Raw genomic sequence first — 17,817 nt, 5'->3', positions numbered from 1 at the left:
CTGTCAGCCGCTCCCCGGGACCTCCTTGATGCTTCCCTGACGGCCCGCTGCGCCCCGTTGACGCCTCCCTAGCGGGAGTGCGTCGGGGGCCGCTCACCCCACGTGCACGTGGGGGCGGCGGGCCCGGTCGGGCTCGGCGCGCCGCAGCACCTCGCGCGTCACGGGCGCCACCTCGCCGACCCCGAAGACGAGGAACCGCAGGAACTGCAGCACCGGGTTGCCCTCGGTCCACTCGAAGTAGATGTGGGGCGTCACGCCCGTCGTGTCACGTGCGTGCAGCAGCAGGGCGGCGAGAGCGTTGGGGACCGTGGACGACTCGAGGGTCAGCACGCGTCGCGACCCGTGGCGCACGCTGCCCCGCACGCGCACCACGGCCTCGAAGTCGGAGGGATCGGTCACGGTCACCTCCACGAAGATGACGTCGCCCTCGTCGGCGATGTCGTTGTCGGCCGCCATCTGCCGGGCCTTGTCGTCGTACTCCCCCCGGTCCCCCGAGCCCGGCTCGTTGGCGATCAGCCGGATGCGTCGACGCGCGCAGTCCCGCAGGAAGCGCTCCGCGGTCTCGTCGAGCTCCACCGACGTCACACGGAGCTCGAAGGCCCGACGCACGCGCGAGAGGAAGGACACCACGACGATGGCCGCGATGAACGCCCCGCCGATGCGCACGCCGTCGGGACGCTCCACCACGTTGACCACGGTGGTGTAGACGAACACCAGGGCGATCGCGCCGAAGGCGAGGGTGCGCTTGCGCTGGCGGTCGCGACGGGCGGCGAGGGTCACGGCCACCGCCGCAGAGGTCATCAGCACGAGCACGCCGGTGGCGTAGGCCCCGCCCTGGGCGTCGACGTCGGCGTCGAAGACCCACGTGACGAAGAACGCCACCGCGATCAGCACGAGCACCAGCGGCCGCACCGCCCGGGCCCAGTCGGGCGCCATGCCGTAGCGCGGCAGGTAGCGCGGGATGAGGTTGAGCAGGCCGGCGAGCGCCGAGGCGCCGGCGAACCAGAGGATGGCGATCGTCGAGGCGTCGTACACCGTGCCGAAGACGCTGCCGAGGTTCTCGTGGGCCAGGTAGGCCAGCGCGCGTCCGTTGGCCTCTCCCCCCTCCTGGAACTCCGCCGCCGGGATCAGCATGGTGGTGACGGTGCTGCTCGTGACCAGGAAGACGCTCATGGTGAGCGCAGCGGTGGTCAGCAGCCGCTTCGTGCCGCGGATCCGCCCGGCGGGGTGGTCGGGTGTGTCCCCGGGATCACCCTTGACCTGGGGCATGACCGCGACCCCGGTCTCGAAGCCGCTCATGCCCAGGGCGAGCTTGGGGAAGACGACGAGGGCGACCGCCACCACCATCACCGGGTTGCCGTGCTGCTCGGTCAGCGCCTCCGACCAGTCGGCCACGACCGACGGGGTGGTCGCCACCTGCCACAGCCCCACGCCGATCACCACGGCGTTGAGGGCGAGGTAGCCGGCGACCAGCACCACCGCCACCCCGATGGCCTCGGAGAAGCCGCGCAGGAAGACAGCACCCAGCGCCCCCAGCAGCACCAGCGTGATGAGCACCTCGTGGCCGTGCCAGGCCGAGGGCACGTGGGGGTTCTCCACGATGTGGGCGGTCGCATCGGCCGCCGAGAGGGTCATCGTGATGAGGAAGTCGGTGGCCGCGAAGCCCAGCAGGGCGAGCACGAACAGCTTGCCCTTCCAGTAGGACAGCAGCCGCTCGAGCATGGCGATCGACCCCTCACCGCGCGGCGACTCCTCCGCGACGCGGCGGTAGACCGGGAGCGCGCCGAGCAGGGTGAGCGCCACCAGCACGATCGTGGCCAGCGGGGAGACCGCACCCGCGGCCAGGGCGGCGATCCCGGGCTGGTAGCCGAGGGTGGAGAAGTAGTCGACACCGGTCAGGCACATGACGCGCCACCACGACGTGGTGTGCTCCTCCTGCGGCGGCAGGCCGTGCGGGGCCTGGTGGACGCGGCGGTCGGAGAGGTCCGACAGCAGCCACCCCCGCAGGCCGCCCCGCGCGTCCTCACCGCCCGCGGTGCCGGACGTGGGGCCGGACGTGGGGCCGGGGGGTGGCGCTGGTCGGTGCACGTCGACGGACATCCCCCCAGCCTGCCGAGGAGACCGGCTCCGCACACGCCGATCCGGGCCTGCGGGGCGTCAAGGAACCGTCAAGGTTCCCCACTTCCATCGCGCCCGTTCGTCCGGACTACGTCCGGACTGCGTCAGGGCTGCGTCAGGGCTGCGTCAGGGCCCCATGCAGACCGCCCCGCCGCGCGGGTGCGCGGCGGGGCGGGAGGTCGTGCGATGGGAGAGCGTCAGACGCGGGTCTTGTTCTTGCCCGCGACGCTCTCGGCGACGCCGATGAGGAGCACGGCGGCGATGACGGCGAGCACGAAGCCGATGACGTTCAGCTCGAAGATGCCGCCGGTGCCGAAGAGCTGCGCGATGAGCCCTCCGATGAGGGAGCCGACGAGGCCGAGACCGAGGGTCGCGAGCAGCCCCAGGTTCTGCTTGCCGGGCTTGATGAGGCGCGCGAGCGCACCGATGATGAGGCCTGCCACAAGGAATCCGATCATGGAGCAGACGCTACGCACGGGGGCGGCCCGACCCATCACCCGTGGAGGTGACACGTCGGGGCACAGGCGTGCTCCCGCGCCCGGGCGGGCGCCGGTGGGGATGCCGGTGGGAATGCCGCACCCCGGGTCGTGGTTGAGTCACGGTTGACCCGCGCAACCAACCGCGCGGCCCGCCCCACGAGCCCCACCCAGGAGCCCCTCCCCGTGTCACCAGCGATCCGTGGCAACCAGAGCCTCACCTTCGCCGTCCTCACCGTCGCGGTCTCGTCCTTCGCGCTGCTGCAGTCGCTCATCGTGCCGGTGCTGGCGCAGATCCAGCTCGAGTACGACACCGACCAGACCACCGTGACGTGGGTGCTGACCGCCTACCTGCTCTCGGCGTCGATCGCGACCCCGCTGCTGGGCCGGATCGGCGACGCGGTGGGCAAGAAGAAGATGCTCGTGGTCACCCTGAGCGCCCTGGCCGTGGGCTCGCTCATGGCCGCGCTGGCGCCGAGCATCGGCTGGCTGATCGTGGCCCGCGTGGTGCAGGGCCTCGGCGGCGGCGTGCTGCCGCTGTCGTTCGGCATCATCCGCGACGAGTTCACCGGCCGGGTCACCGGCGCGCTCAGCGTGATCGCCTCGCTCACCGCGGTCGGCTTCGGCGCCGGCATCGTGGTGGCCGGCCCGATCGTCGACTCGCTGGGCTACCACTGGCTGTTCTGGCTGCCGATGATCGCCACCGCCGTCGCCGCCCTCGCCGCGCTCGTGCTGGTGCCCGAGTCGCCCGTGCGCACCCCCGGGCGCCTGCCCGCCCTGCCCGCCGTGCTGCTCGCCGGCTGGCTGGTCGCCCTGCTGCTGGCCGTGAGCCAGGGCAACAAGTGGGGCTGGGCCTCGGTCGAGGTGCTGGGCCTGCTCGCGGCCGCCGCCGTGCTCGCCGCCCTGTGGGTGCGCGTCGAGACGCGGGTGCCGGTGCCGCTCATCGACATGCAGATGATGCGCCTGCGCGGTGTCTGGACGACCAACGTCGTCGGGGCCTTCGTCGGCTTCGGCATGTTCGCCTCCTTCGGCTTCCTGCCGCAGTTCCTCCAGACCCCGTCGGCGGCCGGCTACGGCTTCGACGCCACCATCACCGAGTCGGGCCACCTGCTGCTGCCCAGCGCCGTGGCCAGCTTCGTGGTCGGCTTCCTCACCGCCCGCCTCATCGGCCGCTTCGGCGCCCGCCTGGTCATCGTCACCGGCACCCTGATCAGCGGTGCGGCCTTCGCCTCGATGGCGCTCTTCCACGACACCACCGCCCAGCTCTACGCCGCCACCACGGCCCAGGGCCTCGGCTCGGGCCTGGTCTTCTCCAGCCTGGCCGGCGTGGTCATCGCCAGCGTGCCGCGCGAGCAGACCGGCGTGGCCAGCGGCATGAACGCCAACATCCGCACCATCGGCGGCTCCATCGGCTCGGCCGTCATGGCCGGCATCGTGACCGCCCGGATGAACCCGGCCGGCTTCCCCGAGGAGAGCGGCTACACGATCGGCTTCGCGATCCTGGCCGTCGGCATGCTGGTGGCCGCGGCCGCCGCGATGCGGATCCCCGACATCCACGACCCCGCGACCGAGCAGACCGACGACGCGGTCGAGCTCGAGCCGGAAGCCCCCTCGCCGCAGCCGGTCACGACGTAGGACGCGCGGCCGGCCGGCGGGGCCCGGGCTAGAGGTAGAGCCCGGTGACCTCGTCGCCCAGCCGCTCGGCGGCCACGGCGTGCACGTCGCGCTCGCGCATGACGACGTAGAGCTCGCCGTGCACCTCGACCTCGGACTTGTCGTCGGCGTCGAAGAGCACGCGGTCGCCGGTCTCGACTGAGCGGGCGCTGGGCCCGGTGGCCACGACGCGGGCCCAGGAGAGCCGGCGCGCGCCCATCGCCGCGGTCGCCGGGATCACGATGCCTCCCGACGAGCGGCGCTCGCCGGCCTCGGCGTCGATCTCGACGAGCACGCGGTCGTGCAGCATCTTGATCGGCAGCTTGTCCGACACGGGCTCGGCCTGTCCGGGGGGCGGCGTCAGCGCACGACGCGGCGCACGACGACGAGCGTCACCACGACGCCGACGACCACACCGACGGTCTTGAGGATGTTGTCGGTGCGCGGCTCACCGGAGTCGACGTCGACGTAGTGGGCCTTCAGCGAGTAGGCCTGGCGCCCCGCGATGGTCTTGGGGCTGGCCCGGTGCAGCAGCTGGTCGATGGTGCCGGCCAGACGCTCGCGGGTCTCCTCGATCTCACGCTCGAGGGCGCTGGGCTGCTTGGGCTCGTTGGTCACCCGCCCACGCTACCAACCCGCGCCGCGGCCGAGGCTGCGCGGGTCGAAGCCGAAGGGCAGCTCGAGGCGGTGGCGGCGCATCAGGTCGTCGTCGGTCAGCACGTCGTAGGTCGCGCCGTCGGCCACGACCGTGCCGTCGTGGAGCACCACCGACCGCGGGCAGAGCTCCAGGGCGTAGGGCAGGTCGTGGGTCACCATGAGCACGGTGACGTCGAGCGAGCGCAGGATGTCGGCGAGCTCGCGTCGCGAGGCGGGGTCGAGGTTGGAGGAGGGCTCGTCGAGCACGAGCACCTCCGGCTCCATGACCAGCACGGTCGCGACCGCGACGCGGCGACGCTGGCCGAAGGACAGGTGGTGCGGCGGCCGGTCGGCGTAGTCGGCCATGCCGACCTGCTCGAGCGCGGCCATGACGCGACGGTCGAGCTCGGCGCCCCTGACCCCGAGGTTGGCGGGCCCGAAGCCGACGTCGGCACGCACCGAGCCCATGAAGAGCTGGTCGTCGGGGTCCTGGAACACGATGCCCACGCGTCGCCTGACCTCGGCGAGGTTCTCCTTGGTCACCGGCAGCCCGCTGACGCTCACGCTGCCGGCCCCGGCGGTGTGGATGCCGTTGAGGTGGAGCACGAGGGTGGTCTTGCCGGCGCCGTTGGGGCCCAGCAGCGCGACGCGCTCGCCGCGGTGCACGTGCAGGTCGACGCCGTAGAGGGCCTGGTGGCCGTCGGGGTAGGCGTAGGCGAGGCCGCGGACGTCGAGCACGGGCGTGGTCATGGGCACATCATCGCGCCGGCGCCCGCGCTCATCGCGACATGGTGCCGGTGTAGCCCCGCGAGAGCATCGCGAGGTGCACCCGCTCGCCGCGCTCGTAGGAGCGGATGAAGAGCGACCCCATGGAGCGCGCGAGCACCGGCCAGTGCCGCGGGTTGCGCGCGGAGAAGCCCCGCGACTCCCGGGCGACCTTCATCCGCTGCAGCTCGGTGGTGACGACCTCGAGGTAGCGGATCATGAAGCCCATGATCTGCACCAGCAGGCTGGGCAGGCGCAGGCGCTCCAGGCCGCGCAGCAGGGCCTGCGGCTCGGTGGTGGCGGCCAGCGTCAGGCTGGCCAGCACCCCGAGGGTGCCCTTGGCCAGCAGCGCCCAGGCGGCCAGCAGCCCCGGGCCGCTGACCGAGACCCCGAGCACCTCGATCCGCTCGCCGTGGGCCACGAAGGGCAGCAGCAGCGCGAAGAGCACGAAGGGCACCTCGACCACCATGCGCTTGAGCAGGTACGTCGGGGGCACCCGCGAGAGCGCGACGACCCCGAGCAGCACGACCAGGAAGCCGGCGTAGGCCGCGAACCACTCGCGCGGCGTGGCCACCACGACCACCATGAACGCCACGAGCGCGACGATCTTCAGGTGGGCCGGGGCCCGGTGGACCGCGGAGTGGCCGTGGAAGTGCAGCGTGTGGCCGTGACCGGCGCCCACGTCAGTGGTCCTGGTCGACGGGCTGGTCGACGGGCTGGTCGACGGGCTGGTCGACGGGCTGGTCGACGGGCTGGTCGACCGGCTGGTCGGCGGGCTCGCCCCTGCGGCGCACCAGCAGGGTCAGCCCCCCGGCCAGCGCGAGCACCACGAGCACGCCCACGACGCCGGCCACTCCTCCGGAGAGCCGCTCGTCGGAGATGAAGCTGCTGCCGTAGCCGGCGAAGGGTCCCTCGCCGGCCGCGTGGTCGGTCTCGGTGTCGGCGAAGCCCTGGTCCTGGGAGACCTTGGTCAGCCCGTCGGGCGCGCTGGCGGCGTAGAAGCTCACGACGCCCGCGAGCAGCAGCGAGACGACGAGCACCCCGAGGAGCACCATGCGGGTGCCGGGGCGCCTCATGCCGCGCTCGCCGTCGGGGAGGTGCGGACCTCGAGGGTGCGCTGGGCCAGGACCCGGCGTGCGCCGTGGACGAGGTCGGGGCGCACGGCGATGATCGAGCCGACCGCGAGGAAGGTGATGACCCCCTCGCCGACGCCGATGAGCAGGTGCACCCCCAGCATCGCGGTGGTGAGGTTGTCGAGCGGGAGCGGCGCGACCCCGCCCACGGCGTAGAGGCCGACGAAGACCAGCGCCGCGACCGGCACCGACACGAAGGCCCCGATCCCGGCGGCCAGCGGCACCATCGACACCCGCTTGGGCAGCACCGTCTGGAGCAGCCGGAAGACGCCCCAGCCGACGGCGCAGGTCACGACGCCCATCAGCACGATGTTGGTGCCCAGAGCCGTGATGCCGCCGTCGGCGAAGAGCAGGGCCTGCACGACGAAGACCACGCTGGTGCAGAGCACCCCGGTCCACGGCCCCACGAGCACCGCGGCGATCGCACCGCCCATGAGGTGGCCGGTCGTGCCCGCCGCGACGGGGAAGTTGAGCATCTGGGTGGCGAAGACGAACGCCGCGACGAGGCCGGCCAGCGGCGCCGTGCGGTCGTCGAGCTCGCGGCGCGCACCGCGCAGGGCCAGGCCGACGGCGGCGGCGGCCACCACGCCGGTGCCGACCGACGTCGGTGCGTCGAGGAATCCGTCGGGCACGTGCATGCGGGTCTCCTGCGGTCGGGCGTGGCGAGGGGCGGCCGGGCGTGGTCGGTTACGGTTCGACACCGACGAGTGCCACGGATGGGTCGTTGCCCTCGTGACGTTATTGCACACCGTGTGCGACAACACTACCCGACCGGACAGGACCAGCCCGATGAGCGAGACCGCAGCCCCCACCCGCCTCTCCCCCGGCGACCCGGCCCCCGACCTGACCCTGGGCGACGACACCGGCGCCACGGTCTCGCTGGCCGACCTGCGCGGACGCAAGGTCATCGTGTACTTCTACCCCGCGGCGATGACCCCGGGCTGCACCAAGCAGGCCTGCGACTTCACCGACTCGCTGGAGTCGCTGCGCGCCTCCGGCTACGAGGTGCTCGGCGTCTCCCCCGACAAGCCGGCCAAGCTGGCCAGCTTCCGCGAGCGCGACGGCCTGGGCATCACCCTGCTCTCCGACCCCGACAAGAGCGCTATGGCGGCGTGGGGCACCTTCGGGGAGAAGAAGATGTACGGCAAGGTCGTCCAGGGCGTCATCCGCTCCACGTTCGTCGTCGACGAGCAGGGCACGATCGAGCTCGCGCAGTACAACGTCAAGGCCACCGGCCACGTCGCCAAGCTGCGCCGCGACCTGGGCCTCGACGCCTGAGCCCGGGTCGGGCACGGGATACTGGGGCCCGGCGCCCGTAGCCCAACGGCAGAGGCAACAGGTTTAGGTCCTGTCCAGTGAGAGTTCGAATCTCTCCGGGCGCACTCCCGGTCCGGGGACCGGGCGGCTCAGCCCTCCTCGCGCAGCCGGGGCGGGGTGAACTGGTCGGGGTGGAATCCGCGCTTGTCGGCGTAGAACTCCCGCACCCGGTCCATGTCGGCCACCACGTCGCCGGTCGTGGGGAAGGTCGGACCCCAGCCGACGGTGCGGCTCGGGGCGTCGAGGAAGGCCAGGGTGATCGGCAGCCCGGTCTGCTGGGAGATCCGGTAGAAGCCCGACTTCCACAGCTCGCCGCGGCTGCGCGTGCCCTCGGCGGCGATCCCCAGCAGGAAGGTCTCGTCGACGGCGGCGTCGGCGACCAGGGCCCGGATGGTGCCGCCGGGGTCGCGCCGGTCGAGGGCCACCGCGCCGGTCGCCCGCAGCAGCGGGGCCAGCGGGCCCTTGAAGAACTCCTTCTTCACCAGCAGCCGGATCTGCACGTCGCTGTCCCACGCCAGCAGCATGGTCAGCACCCAGTCCCAGTTGGAGGTGTGGGGGGCGCCGACCAGCACCCCCTTGGTCGGCACGGTGCCGACGGTGCGCCAGCGCGCGAGGCGCAGGAGCAGTCGGGCGAGGTTCCTGCGGACGAAGAAGTGCCGGCTCATCGCACGACCGTAGCGGCGAGGACCGGTCCGAGCGCGCGCAGCGCGTGGCCGCGGTGGGAGATGGCGTCCTTCTCCTCGCGGCTCAGCTCGGCGGTGCTGCGGCCGGGCTGATCGTCGGCCTCGAAGAGGCCGTCGTAGCCGAAGCCGCCCTCGCCCCTGACCTCGCGCAGCACACGGCCGGTCATCTCGCCGTGCACGACCTCCTCTCCGCCGGGGTGGCACAGCGCCACGGCGCAGGCGAAGCGGGCCGCGCGACGCTCGTCGGGCACGTCGCAGAGCTGGGCGAGCAGCAGCGCGTTGTTGCGCGCGTCGACCTCCTCGCGGGCGACGCCGTCGCGCGGGCCCGACCACCGGGCGCTGAGGACACCCGGCATGCCGTTGAGCGCGTCGACGCAGAGCCCGGAGTCGTCGGCGACCGACGGCAGGCCCGTGGCGGCCAGGCCGGCGCGCGCCTTGAGCAGGGCGTTGCCCTGGAAGGTGGGCTGGTCCTCGACCGGCTCGTCGTAGTCGACCCCGAGGGCGGGCAGGTCGTCGAGCCCGACCACCTCCACGCCGGGCACGTGCTCGCGCAGGATGCGCTCCATCTCCTCGATCTTCTTGCGGTTGCGCGAGGCGAGGAAGATCCGGGTGCTCACGAGCCGAGCGCCTCCTGCTGCAGGCGGGTCAGGTCGGCGCAGCCCTTCTCGGCCAGGCCCAGCAGCGCGTCGAGCTCACGGCGGTCGAAGGGCGCACCCTCCGCGGTGCCCTGCACCTCCACGAAGCTGCCCGTGCCGGTCATCACGACGTTCATGTCGGTCTCGGCGCGCACGTCCTCGACGTAGGGCAGGTCGAGGCGGGGCACGCCGTCGATGATCCCGACGCTGACCGCCGCGACCGAGCCGGTGAGCGGGGCGCCCTTGAGCGCCCCGGTCTGGCGCAGGTGGGCGACCGCGTCGACCAGGGCGACGTAGGCACCCGTGATGGCGGCCGTGCGGGTGCCGCCGTCGGCCTGCAGCACGTCGCAGTCGAGCTGGATGGTGTTCTCGCCGAGTGCGTCGTAGTCGATGACGGCGCGCAGCGAGCGGCCGATGAGCCGGCTGATCTCGTGGGTGCGCCCGCCGATGCGGCCCTTGACCGACTCGCGGTCGGAGCGGGTGTTGGTGGCCGCGGGGAGCATGGCGTACTCCGCGGTGACCCAGCCCTTGCCCGAGCCCTTGCGCCAGCGCGGCACCCCCTCGGAGGCCGACGCGGCGCAGAGCACCTTCGTGCGGCCGAACTCCACCAGCACCGACCCGGCGGCGTGGTCGAGCCAGTGGCGGGTGATCGTGATCGGGCGGAGCTCGTCGTCGGCGCGGCCGTCCTCGCGTGCAGTCATGACCGCGACCCTAACGGCGCCTCACTTCATCTCGGCGCGCAGCAGGCGCAGGATGCCGAAGGCCAGCGGCACGACCAGCCAGATGATGCTGGCCGTGGCCAGCTGCGCCCACTCCTCGCCCGAGGGCCGGAAGTCGCCGGTGAAGAGCGGGGTCTGGGCGGTGTTGAGCTCGATCCAGGGCGTGAGGTCCTGGAACCAGCCGACGAAGGCGCCGATGATGCCCACGACCGTGGGGATGATGAGGGAGTAGACGAAGTAGCCGACGATCGCCGCCGGGGTGTTCATCAGCAGCATCGCCAGCGCGAAGCCGATCAGCACGCCGATGAGGTTGGCGAGCACGAAGTTCTGCACCTGGCTGTACTCCAGCGACCAGGACACCTCGAAGCCTCGCAGCGAGGCCAGCACCGCCCCGACCGCGGCGATCACGGCGGCGAGCACCAGCACGCCCAGGGAGATGATCAGCCCGGCGCTCAGCTTGGCCGCGACGATCCGGGGCCGTCGGGGCTCGAGGGTGAAGGTCACCAGGCCGGTGCGCTGGCCGAACTCACCGGTGACCAGCAGGATCGGGATGATCGGCAGGAAGAACCCCAGCGTGCCGCCCATGGCGAGCAGGAAGTCGCTGAAGTCCTGGAAGCCCTCGTCGAAGAGCAGGGCGATGACCAGCATGACCACGACGCACAGCCCGACGACGCTGAGGCTGTAGGCGCGACCGGCGCGGGTGTCGAAGCTCTTGCGCAGCTCCACCGAGACCAGGCGCCCGAAGGGCACCGCGGGGGTCTGCGAGACGTCGAGGGTGGGGAGCGGGGCGGAGGTGGCGCTCATGCCAGGTGTCCTTCCGTGGCGGGGGCGGGCGCGACGGCGTCACGCTGGGTGTCGGAGGTGAGCTGGAGGAAGAGGTCCTCCAGGCCGGCGGAGCCGGTGCGCAGGTCGGTGAGCACGACGCCGGCCTCCAGGGCGGCGCGGCCGACCTCGACGGCCTCGCACTCCGCGCGCAGGCCGTCGCCGGCGGGCGTGACCTCGACCCGGCGCGCGACGAGGGCGTCGGCCAGGGCCCGGTTGTCGAGCGAGGTGACGAGGGTGGAGGCGTGCTCGCCGGCCAGCAGGGTCTTCTTGTCGCCCTGGGCCACGATCCTGCCGCGCCCGATGAGGATCATCTCGTCGGCGATGATCTCGACCTCGTGCAGCAGGTGGCTGGAGAGCAGCACGGTGCCGCCGCGCTCGGCGTAGCCCTTGAGCAGGCCGCGCATCCAGCGGATGCCGGCGGGGTCGAGGCCGTTGGCGGGCTCGTCGAGGATCAGCACCGACGGGTCGCCGAGCAGCGCGTGGGCGATGCCGAGGCGCTGCTTCATGCCGAGGGAGTAGTTGCGCAGCCGGCGACCGGCCTCCTTGTCGTCGAGGGAGACCAGGGCGAGCATCTCGTCGACGCGCGAGGCGGGCAGGCCCATGGTGCGCGCGCCGAGGGTGAGGATCTCGCGCCCGGTGCGGCCCGCGTGCTGGGCCGAGGCGTCGAGCAGCACCCCGACGTGGCGGCCGGGGTTGGGGATGTCGCGGTAGAGGTGGCCGCCGATGGTGACGCGCCCGTGGGTGGGCGGGGTGAGGCCGACCATGACCCGCATGGTGGTGGTCTTGCCCGCGCCGTTGGGCCCGAGGAAGCCGGTGACCCGGCCGGGCTGGCAGGTGAAGCTGACGTCGTCGACGGCGGTGAACGCGCCGTACGTCCTGGTGAGTCCTTCGACTGAGATCATGCGACCACCCTGCCCGCTCCCCCGCGGGCGCACACCGGACCCCGGGCTGCGGCGGGGTGACCAAAGTAGGGGGTCGGCACGACCCGGGGCGCTGCCCGGCGGGGCCGGGACGCCCTAGCCTGGGGTCGTGCAGCGACCGACCCCGGAGGACTACCAGCCGCCGTTGTCGTGGTGGCGCCACGGGTGGCGGCTGCTGCTGTGCGCGGTCATCAGCGCGGTCGTGTGGCCCCAGTTCGCCCCCGAGCAGCTCGACGTGATGCCAGTGCTGTTCTGGCTCGACCTGGGCGTCGGCCTGGCGTCCTACGTCGTGGTCCTGGGGCGCCGGCGGTGGCCGGTGACGGTCGCGGTGGCGACCAACGCGATGACGCTGGTCTCCGGCGTGGCCGCCGGACCGGCCACCCTCGCCGCGGTCTCGATGGCCACCCGTCGGCGGCTGCTGCCGATCGTCGCGACCTCGCTGGTCGCCGTGGTGGCCTCGATGCTCTACACCGAGCTCGAGCCCTCGGTGGTCGACGACCCGTTCTGGATCTCGCTGACCGCCACGGTCATCGCCGTCGCGGCCAGCATGGGCTGGGGCATGTACATCGGCTCGCGCCGCGAGCTGCTGTGGACCCTGCGCCACCGCGCCGAGCGCGCCGAGGCCGAGCAGGAGCTGCGCGTGGGCCAGGCCCGCGGCCAGGAGCGCTCGCGCATCGCCCGCGAGATGCACGACGTGCTGGCCCACCGGATCTCGCAGATCTCGCTGCACGCCGGCGCCCTGACCTACCGCGACGACCTCACCGCCGCCGACATGCGCGCCAGCGCCGAGGTCATCCAGACCACGGCCCACCAGGCCCTCACCGACCTGCGGACCGTGCTGGGCGTGCTGCGCGACGACGAGGGCAACGCCCTCGACGCCCCCCAGCCCACCTACGCCGACCTGCGCGCCCTGGTGGCCGACGCCGAGGCGGCCGGCCTGCGCGTGGAGTACGCCGACGACGTGCGCGCCGCCGACGGGGCCGGCGGGGTGCCCGACGCGCTCGGCCGGGCGCTCTACCGCATCGTGCAGGAGGGCATCACCAACGCCCGCAAGCACGCCCCCGGCGCGACGCTGCTGATCAGCCTCAGCGGCTCGCCCGACGACGGGATCGCCGTGGAGCTGCGCAACCGCCTCGGCTTCGCCGCCGCGGCCGCGCCGCCCGGGGCGGGCCTGGGCCTGGTCGGGCTCTCGGAGCGGGCCGCGCTGCGCGGTGGGCGCCTGGAGCACCGCCGCGACGCCGACGCCTTCGTGCTGCGGGGGTGGCTGCCGTGGGCGGCCTGACCCGCGACGCCGCCGTGGTGCGGGTGCTGGTGGTCGACGACGACCCCCTGGTGCGCTCGGCGCTGGTGCTGATGCTGGGCGGCCAGGACGACCTCGAGGTCGTCGGCGAGGCCGTCGACGGCCGCGAGGCGCTGGCCCGCGTGGCCGACCTCTCCCCCGACGTCGTGCTCATGGACATCCGCATGCCGCGCCTCAACGGCCTCGACGCCACGCGCGAGCTGCACCGCGCCCCCCACCCGCCGCGGGTCATCGTGCTCACCACCTTCGACGCCGACGAGCACGTCGTGGGGGCGCTGGGCGCCGGCGCCGACGGCTTCCTGCTCAAGGACACCCCGCCGGCGCAGATCGTCGCCGCCGTACGCCGCGTCGCGGCCGGCGACCCGATGCTCTCCCCGTCGGTGACCCGCACGCTCATCGACCGGCTGCGCGAGCAGGCGCCCGACGACCGGGCGGCCGCGGCCTCGCGCCGCCTGGGCGCCCTCACCGAGCGCGAGCTCGAGGTGGCGCTGTGCGTGGGCCGGGGTCACAGCAACGCCGAGATCGCGGCGGCCCTCCACCTGTCGGTGCCGACGGTCAAGGCCCACGTCTCGCGGCTCTTCGACAAGCTCGGCGCCACCAACCGGGTGCAGATCGCCATCTGCGTGCACGACGCCGGCCTGCTCTAGGACCGGCGCGGTCCCGCCTCAGATCTCGTACGTCGTGCCCGCGGCCGCCAGCTCCACGGGCCCCTCGTAGACCGCGACGGCCTCGGCGAGCATGTCGGCGGGGTCGAACCACGGCGGCACGTGGGTGAGCACGAGGCGGCGGGCGCGGCTGCGCGTGGCCACCTCGCCGCAGTCGGTGCCGGTGAGGTGCAGCGAGGCGGGGTTGTCGTCGCAGGAGCGGAATGACGCCTCGGCCAGCAGCAGGTCGGCGTCGACACTGATCTCGTCGAGCCCCGCGCAGGGGCCGGTGTCGCCGCTGTAGGCCAGGGTGGCGCCGGGCACGCTGACCCGCAGGCCGAAGGCCTCGACCGGGTGGTCCACCGGCACCGCGCGCACCGTGAAGGGGCCCACCTGCACGACCGGCTCCCAGGTGCGGAAGTCGAACTCCTCGTGCATGCCGGGGTCGACGGGCAGGTCGTAGGCCCGGGCCATCCGGTCGGCGGTGTCGGAGGGACCCCACACGGGGATCCGCGGCTGGGGGCCGGTGGGGTGGTACTTGCGCATCACGTAGTAGCCCGACAGGTCCAGGCAGTGGTCGGCGTGCAGGTGGCTGAGCAGCACCGCGTCGACGGCGAGCGGGTCGGCGTAGCGGTGCAGGGCCCCGAGCGCACCGCTGCCGAGGTCCAGCAGCACGCGCCAGGTGCGCGCGCCGGTGCCGTCGTCGTGCTCGGCCTCGAGCAGGTAGCAGCTGGCCGGCGAGTCGGGGCCGGGGTAGGAGCCCGAGCACCCCACGACGGTGAGCCGCATCGCGCTCACGCCAGCCCTCCGGCGAACTGGCTGGCGGCGTGCATCTCCGGGCCCAGGAAGCGCCGCCCGATCGTCTCGAACTCCGTGGGCGAGCCGGTGGTGAGGAATCGGTGGGAGGGCTCCCCGCCGGCGCGGGCCAGGCCGGTGCGCAGCAGCATCTTGTAGACGTCCTTGCCGCACTCCTCGGCGCTGCTGACGAGGGTGACCTGGTCGCCCATGACGTAGGAGATGACGCCGGTGAGCAGGGGGTAGTGGGTGCAGCCGAGGATGAGGGTGTCGACGCCGGCGGAGGTGAGCGGGTCGAGGTACTCGTGGGCCACCGCCAGCAGCTCCTCGCCCCCGGTGACCCCGGCCTCGACGAAGTCGACGAAGCGCGGGCAGGCCCGGGTGGTGAGCTCGACGTGGGGCGCGGCGGCGAAGGCGTCGTCGTAGGCCTGGGACTCCGCGGTCGCGCGGGTGCAGATCACCCCGATGCGGCCGGTGCGGCTGGCGGCGACGGCGCGGCGGGTGGCGGGCAGGATGACCTCGACCACCGGCACGTCGTAGCGCTCGCGCGCGTCGCGCAGCATCGCGGCGCTGGCGGAGTTGCAGGCGATGACGAGCGCCTTGACGCCCTGGGCCACGAGGTGGTCGAGGCACTCCAGGGCGTACTCGCGCACCTCGCCGATGGGCTTGGGGCCGTAGGGCTGGCGTGCGGTGTCGCCGACGTAGAGCACCGACTCGTGGGGCAGCTGGTCGATGACCGAGCGGGCCACGGTCAGCCCGCCGAACCCGGAGTCGAAGATCCCGACGGGGGCGTCCGGGTCGGGGGCGAGGGGCGGCACGTCGTGAAGGTTATGTCCTGCGCGCACGCATCGCACGACCCGGCTCGCCCTAGGCCCAGAGCTGGCCCTCGAGCTTGTCCTCGGCCTCGTCGATCGTGCCCTCGTAGGCGCCGGTGGAGAGGTACTTCCAGCCGCCGTCGCAGACGATGAAGGCGATGTCGGCGCTCTCGCCGGCCTTGACCGCCTTGGCGGCCTGACCCAGCGCGGCGTGGAGGATCGCGCCGGTGGAGATGCCGGCGAAGATGCCCTCGAGCTCGAGCAGCTCGCGCACCCGGCGCACGGCGTCGCGCGGGCCCACCGAGAAGCGGGAGTCGATGAGGTCGGCGTCGTAGAGCTCGGGCACGAAGCCCTCGTCGAGGTTGCGCAGGCCGTAGACCAGCTCGCCGTAGCGGGGCTCCGCGGCGACGATGCGCACGTCGGGCTTGGCGCGGCGGAAGAAGCGGCTGGTGCCCATGAGCGTGCCGGTGGTGCCCAGCCCGGCCACGAAGTGGGTGATCGAGGGCAGGTCGGCCAGCAGCTCGGGGCCGGTGCCCTCCTCGTGGGCGAGGGCGTTGGCGGCGTTGCCGTACTGGTAGAGCATGACCCAGTCGGGGTGCTCCTCGGCGACGCGCTTGGCCACCCGCACGGCCTCGTTGGAGCCGCCGGCGGCCGGGGAGGAGATGATCTCCGCGCCCCACATGCGCAGCAGCTGGCGGCGCTCCTCGGAGGTGTTCTCCGGCATCACGCACACGATGCGGTAGCCCTTGAGCTTGGCCGCCATGGCCAGCGAGATGCCGGTGTTGCCCGAGGTCGGCTCGAGGATGGTGCAGCCGGGGCGCAGCGTGCCGTCCTTCTCCGCCTCCTCGATCATCTTCAGCGCCGGGCGGTCCTTGACCGAGCCGGTGGGGTTGCGGTCCTCGAGCTTGGCCCACAGCCGGACGTCGGCGCTCGGCGAGAGCCGCGGCAGCCCGACGAGCGGGGTGCCGCCGACGGAGGCGAGCAGGTTGTCGTAGCGCATGGTGGCTCCAGGCCCGCGGCGGCTACCGCAGGAAGGTCTCGGGGTCGAAGGCGTCCAGGTCGATGATGCGGACCCGGGGCAGGGGGACGTTGAAGGCGGCCACGTCGTCCTCGAGGTCGTAGAGCTCGACGTCGAGGGCGCTGAGGTGGGTGGAGGTGTACTCCCGCAGCGCCATGAGCCCGACGCGGCGGTGGCCGGTGAGCAGCCGCTGGACGTGGGGCGCGAAGTCGCTGTCGTGGCTGACCAGCATCACGTCGGCGTCGCGCGAGAGCAGCGCGTCCAGCGTGCGCTGGATGCCGATGTCGACGACCTTCTCGTCGGCGCGGCCGGCCAGCGGCACCGGGCGGTAGTCGAGGGCCAGCAGGGCCTGCACGAAGCTGGCCGGCAGGTGGCCGTTGCTGGCGTTGAGGAAGAACAGGCCGGTGACCGGCTGGCCCCACTGCTCCTCGGCGAAGGCGGTCACGCGCTCCCAGCGCGGCCGCTCCTCGGGCGTGGGCCGACGCCCCAGGAGGGAGTTGCCGAGCGTGGCGTCGATGTTCTCGCCGTCGACGAGGACGTAGGTGCGACGCTCGGTCATCGGCTCCACGCTCCGCGCGTCAGCCGCCGGCGACGGCCGGCAGCACGACGACCTGGTCGCCGTCGCTGAGGGGCGCCTCGAGGCCGCCGATGAAGCGGACGTCCTCGTCGTTGATGTAGACGTTGACGAAGCGGCGCAGGTCGCCGTCGTCGATGAGGCGGTCCTTGATGCCGGGGTGGTGGGCCTCGAGGTCGTCGATCAGCGCGGTCAGGCTGGCTCCCTCACCGTGGACGGCCTTCTCGCCGCCGGTGTAGGTGCGCAGGATGGTCGGGATGCGGACCTCGATGGCCATGGGTGGTGACTCCTCGGTGGTGGGGTGCGGTGCAGCGGGTCGGGCTAGGTGGTGCTGGGCAGGGTGTCGACGACCGCGACCTCTTCCTCGGTCACCTCGCCGTCGACGATCCTGTAGGACCTGAACTCCACGGGACCGTCGTTATTCCCGTCGTCGGTGAAGCAGTCCCGGGTGCTGACCAGCACGTAGTGGGCGTTCGGCTCGCTGGCCAGGCCCACGTCGGTGCGGCTGGGGTAGGCCTCGGTCGCGGTGTGGGAGTGGTAGACGACCACCGGCTCCTCGTCGCGCGCGTCCATCTCCTTGTAGAGCTGGAAGAGGTCGGTGGAGTCGAACTCGTAGAACGTCGGGCTCCCCGCGGCGTTGACCATCTCGACCAGCCGCTCGGGGCGGTCGCTGCCCTCGGGGCCGGCGACGACGCCGCACGCCTCGTCGGGGTGGTCGCGCTTGGCGTGGGCCACGATGGCGTCGTAGGTCGCCCGGTCGATGGTCAGCACGCGCCCAGCCTAGGGCCCCG

The 17,817-nt window shown here is 72.9% G+C and carries 23 protein-coding genes and 1 tRNA gene; 5 read left to right on the top strand and 19 right to left on the bottom strand.

Annotated elements, in window-relative coordinates:
* Nucleotides 1-93 precede the first annotated feature (93 nt).
* Nucleotides 94-1,905, bottom strand: coding sequence for an amino acid transporter (locus LPA27_RS00335; protein ID WP_228941187.1), 1,812 nt, complete (start codon nt 1,903-1,905; stop codon nt 94-96).
* 410 nt (nt 1,906-2,315) lie between these two features.
* Nucleotides 2,316-2,576: a GlsB/YeaQ/YmgE family stress response membrane protein gene (locus LPA27_RS00330; protein WP_056904218.1), complete on the bottom strand. Its 261-nt coding sequence runs from the start codon at nt 2,574-2,576 to the stop codon at nt 2,316-2,318.
* A gap of 204 nt (nt 2,577-2,780) precedes the next feature.
* Here LPA27_RS00330 and LPA27_RS00325 point away from each other — a divergent pair, with 204 nt between their 5' ends.
* Nucleotides 2,781-4,229: an MFS transporter gene (locus LPA27_RS00325; protein ID WP_228941086.1), complete on the top strand. Its 1,449-nt coding sequence runs from the start codon at nt 2,781-2,783 to the stop codon at nt 4,227-4,229.
* A 28-nt stretch (nt 4,230-4,257) separates the two neighbouring features.
* Here the strand turns inward: LPA27_RS00325 and LPA27_RS00320 are convergent, their stop codons facing one another.
* Genes LPA27_RS00320 through LPA27_RS00295 form a run of 6 tightly spaced genes read right to left on the bottom strand, consistent with a single transcriptional unit; the run spans nt 4,258 to nt 7,419 of the window.
* Nucleotides 4,258-4,557 carry a GroES family chaperonin gene (locus LPA27_RS00320; protein ID WP_228941186.1) on the bottom strand — a complete coding sequence of 100 codons (300 nt, stop codon included), beginning with the start codon at nt 4,555-4,557 and terminating at the stop codon, nt 4,258-4,260.
* Between the two features lie 50 nt (nt 4,558-4,607).
* Nucleotides 4,608-4,865 carry a DUF3618 domain-containing protein gene (locus LPA27_RS00315; RefSeq protein ID WP_056863675.1) on the bottom strand — a complete coding sequence of 86 codons (258 nt, stop codon included), beginning with the start codon at nt 4,863-4,865 and terminating at the stop codon, nt 4,608-4,610.
* A gap of 9 nt (nt 4,866-4,874) precedes the next feature.
* Nucleotides 4,875-5,633 carry an energy-coupling factor ABC transporter ATP-binding protein gene (locus LPA27_RS00310; protein ID WP_056863674.1) on the bottom strand — a complete coding sequence of 253 codons (759 nt, stop codon included), beginning with the start codon at nt 5,631-5,633 and terminating at the stop codon, nt 4,875-4,877.
* Nucleotides 5,634-5,661: 28 nt separating this feature from the next.
* A complete protein-coding gene (gene cbiQ / locus LPA27_RS00305; RefSeq protein ID WP_228941085.1) occupies nt 5,662-6,330 on the bottom strand; it encodes a cobalt ECF transporter T component CbiQ in 669 nt (222 codons plus the stop codon).
* A 1-nt stretch (nt 6,331) separates the two neighbouring features.
* Nucleotides 6,332-6,724 (bottom strand): PDGLE domain-containing protein, encoded by a 393-nt coding sequence (locus tag LPA27_RS00300; RefSeq protein ID WP_228941084.1) that lies wholly within the window; start codon nt 6,722-6,724, stop codon nt 6,332-6,334.
* Nucleotides 6,721-7,419 (bottom strand): energy-coupling factor ABC transporter permease, encoded by a 699-nt coding sequence (locus tag LPA27_RS00295; RefSeq protein WP_056863672.1) that lies wholly within the window; start codon nt 7,417-7,419, stop codon nt 6,721-6,723. Before LPA27_RS00295 ends, LPA27_RS00300 begins: the two co-directional genes overlap by 4 nt.
* A gap of 151 nt (nt 7,420-7,570) precedes the next feature.
* Between LPA27_RS00295 and bcp the strand changes: the two genes are divergently transcribed.
* Together bcp and LPA27_RS00285 are read left to right on the top strand one after the other, a co-directional pair.
* Nucleotides 7,571-8,059 (top strand): thioredoxin-dependent thiol peroxidase, encoded by a 489-nt coding sequence (bcp, locus tag LPA27_RS00290; protein ID WP_056863671.1) that lies wholly within the window; start codon nt 7,571-7,573, stop codon nt 8,057-8,059.
* A 31-nt stretch (nt 8,060-8,090) separates the two neighbouring features.
* Nucleotides 8,091-8,163, top strand: a tRNA-Leu gene (locus LPA27_RS00285).
* A 24-nt stretch (nt 8,164-8,187) separates the two neighbouring features.
* On the opposite strand, the gene LPA27_RS00280 is transcribed toward LPA27_RS00285, so the two are convergent.
* Genes LPA27_RS00280 through LPA27_RS00260 form a run of 5 tightly spaced genes read right to left on the bottom strand, consistent with a single transcriptional unit; the run spans nt 8,188 to nt 11,862 of the window.
* A complete protein-coding gene (locus LPA27_RS00280; RefSeq protein ID WP_056863670.1) occupies nt 8,188-8,763 on the bottom strand; it encodes a 1-acyl-sn-glycerol-3-phosphate acyltransferase in 576 nt (191 codons plus the stop codon).
* A complete protein-coding gene (locus LPA27_RS00275; RefSeq protein ID WP_056863669.1) occupies nt 8,760-9,398 on the bottom strand; it encodes a non-canonical purine NTP pyrophosphatase in 639 nt (212 codons plus the stop codon). The genes LPA27_RS00280 and LPA27_RS00275 overlap by 4 nt, the downstream gene beginning before the upstream one ends.
* Complete coding sequence (gene rph / locus LPA27_RS00270; RefSeq protein WP_056863668.1) at nt 9,395-10,117, bottom strand: ribonuclease PH; 723 nt, start codon at nt 10,115-10,117, stop codon at nt 9,395-9,397. The genes LPA27_RS00275 and rph overlap by 4 nt, the downstream gene beginning before the upstream one ends.
* Before the next feature lie 21 nt (nt 10,118-10,138).
* The gene (locus LPA27_RS00265) at nt 10,139-10,939 is read right to left on the bottom strand and encodes an ABC transporter permease (protein WP_228941083.1); all 801 of its coding nucleotides are present in this window, start codon (nt 10,937-10,939) and stop codon (nt 10,139-10,141) included.
* Nucleotides 10,936-11,862: an ABC transporter ATP-binding protein gene (locus LPA27_RS00260; RefSeq protein WP_228941082.1), complete on the bottom strand. Its 927-nt coding sequence runs from the start codon at nt 11,860-11,862 to the stop codon at nt 10,936-10,938. The genes LPA27_RS00265 and LPA27_RS00260 overlap by 4 nt, the downstream gene beginning before the upstream one ends.
* Before the next feature lie 127 nt (nt 11,863-11,989).
* On the opposite strand from LPA27_RS00260, the gene LPA27_RS00255 reads away from it, so the two are divergent.
* Both LPA27_RS00255 and LPA27_RS00250 read left to right on the top strand, forming a co-directional pair.
* Nucleotides 11,990-13,162, top strand: coding sequence for a sensor histidine kinase (locus LPA27_RS00255; protein WP_056863665.1), 1,173 nt, complete (start codon nt 11,990-11,992; stop codon nt 13,160-13,162).
* Nucleotides 13,150-13,827 carry a response regulator gene (locus tag LPA27_RS00250; RefSeq protein ID WP_267477167.1) on the top strand — a complete coding sequence of 226 codons (678 nt, stop codon included), beginning with the start codon at nt 13,150-13,152 and terminating at the stop codon, nt 13,825-13,827. Before LPA27_RS00255 ends, LPA27_RS00250 begins: the two co-directional genes overlap by 13 nt.
* An 18-nt stretch (nt 13,828-13,845) precedes the next feature.
* On the opposite strand, the gene LPA27_RS00245 is transcribed toward LPA27_RS00250, so the two are convergent.
* Genes LPA27_RS00245 through LPA27_RS00220 form a run of 6 tightly spaced genes read right to left on the bottom strand, consistent with a single transcriptional unit; the run spans nt 13,846 to nt 17,797 of the window.
* Complete coding sequence (locus tag LPA27_RS00245) at nt 13,846-14,613, bottom strand: MBL fold metallo-hydrolase (RefSeq protein ID WP_056864536.1); 768 nt, start codon at nt 14,611-14,613, stop codon at nt 13,846-13,848.
* A 5-nt stretch (nt 14,614-14,618) separates the two neighbouring features.
* A complete protein-coding gene (murI, locus tag LPA27_RS00240; protein ID WP_156697833.1) occupies nt 14,619-15,437 on the bottom strand; it encodes a glutamate racemase in 819 nt (272 codons plus the stop codon).
* Nucleotides 15,438-15,486: 49 nt separating this feature from the next.
* Nucleotides 15,487-16,434, bottom strand: coding sequence for a PLP-dependent cysteine synthase family protein (locus LPA27_RS00235; RefSeq protein ID WP_056863662.1), 948 nt, complete (start codon nt 16,432-16,434; stop codon nt 15,487-15,489).
* A 22-nt stretch (nt 16,435-16,456) separates the two neighbouring features.
* Nucleotides 16,457-17,011, bottom strand: coding sequence for an NYN domain-containing protein (locus tag LPA27_RS00230; protein ID WP_056863661.1), 555 nt, complete (start codon nt 17,009-17,011; stop codon nt 16,457-16,459).
* Nucleotides 17,012-17,030: 19 nt separating this feature from the next.
* The gene (locus LPA27_RS00225) at nt 17,031-17,303 is read right to left on the bottom strand and encodes a MoaD/ThiS family protein (protein ID WP_056863660.1); all 273 of its coding nucleotides are present in this window, start codon (nt 17,301-17,303) and stop codon (nt 17,031-17,033) included.
* Nucleotides 17,304-17,347: 44 nt separating this feature from the next.
* Nucleotides 17,348-17,797, bottom strand: a complete 450-nt coding sequence (locus tag LPA27_RS00220) for a Mov34/MPN/PAD-1 family protein (RefSeq protein ID WP_228941081.1) — start codon at nt 17,795-17,797, stop codon at nt 17,348-17,350.
* Nucleotides 17,798-17,817: the final 20 nt, after the last annotated feature.

The organism is Nocardioides sp. Leaf374, from assembly GCF_916862475.1.
In the GTDB taxonomy this organism is placed as follows: domain Bacteria; phylum Actinomycetota; class Actinomycetes; order Propionibacteriales; family Nocardioidaceae; genus Nocardioides; species Nocardioides kribbensis.
The sequence above is the reverse complement of the archived record's forward strand: the minus strand, read 5'-3'. Positions and strand labels throughout refer to the sequence as shown.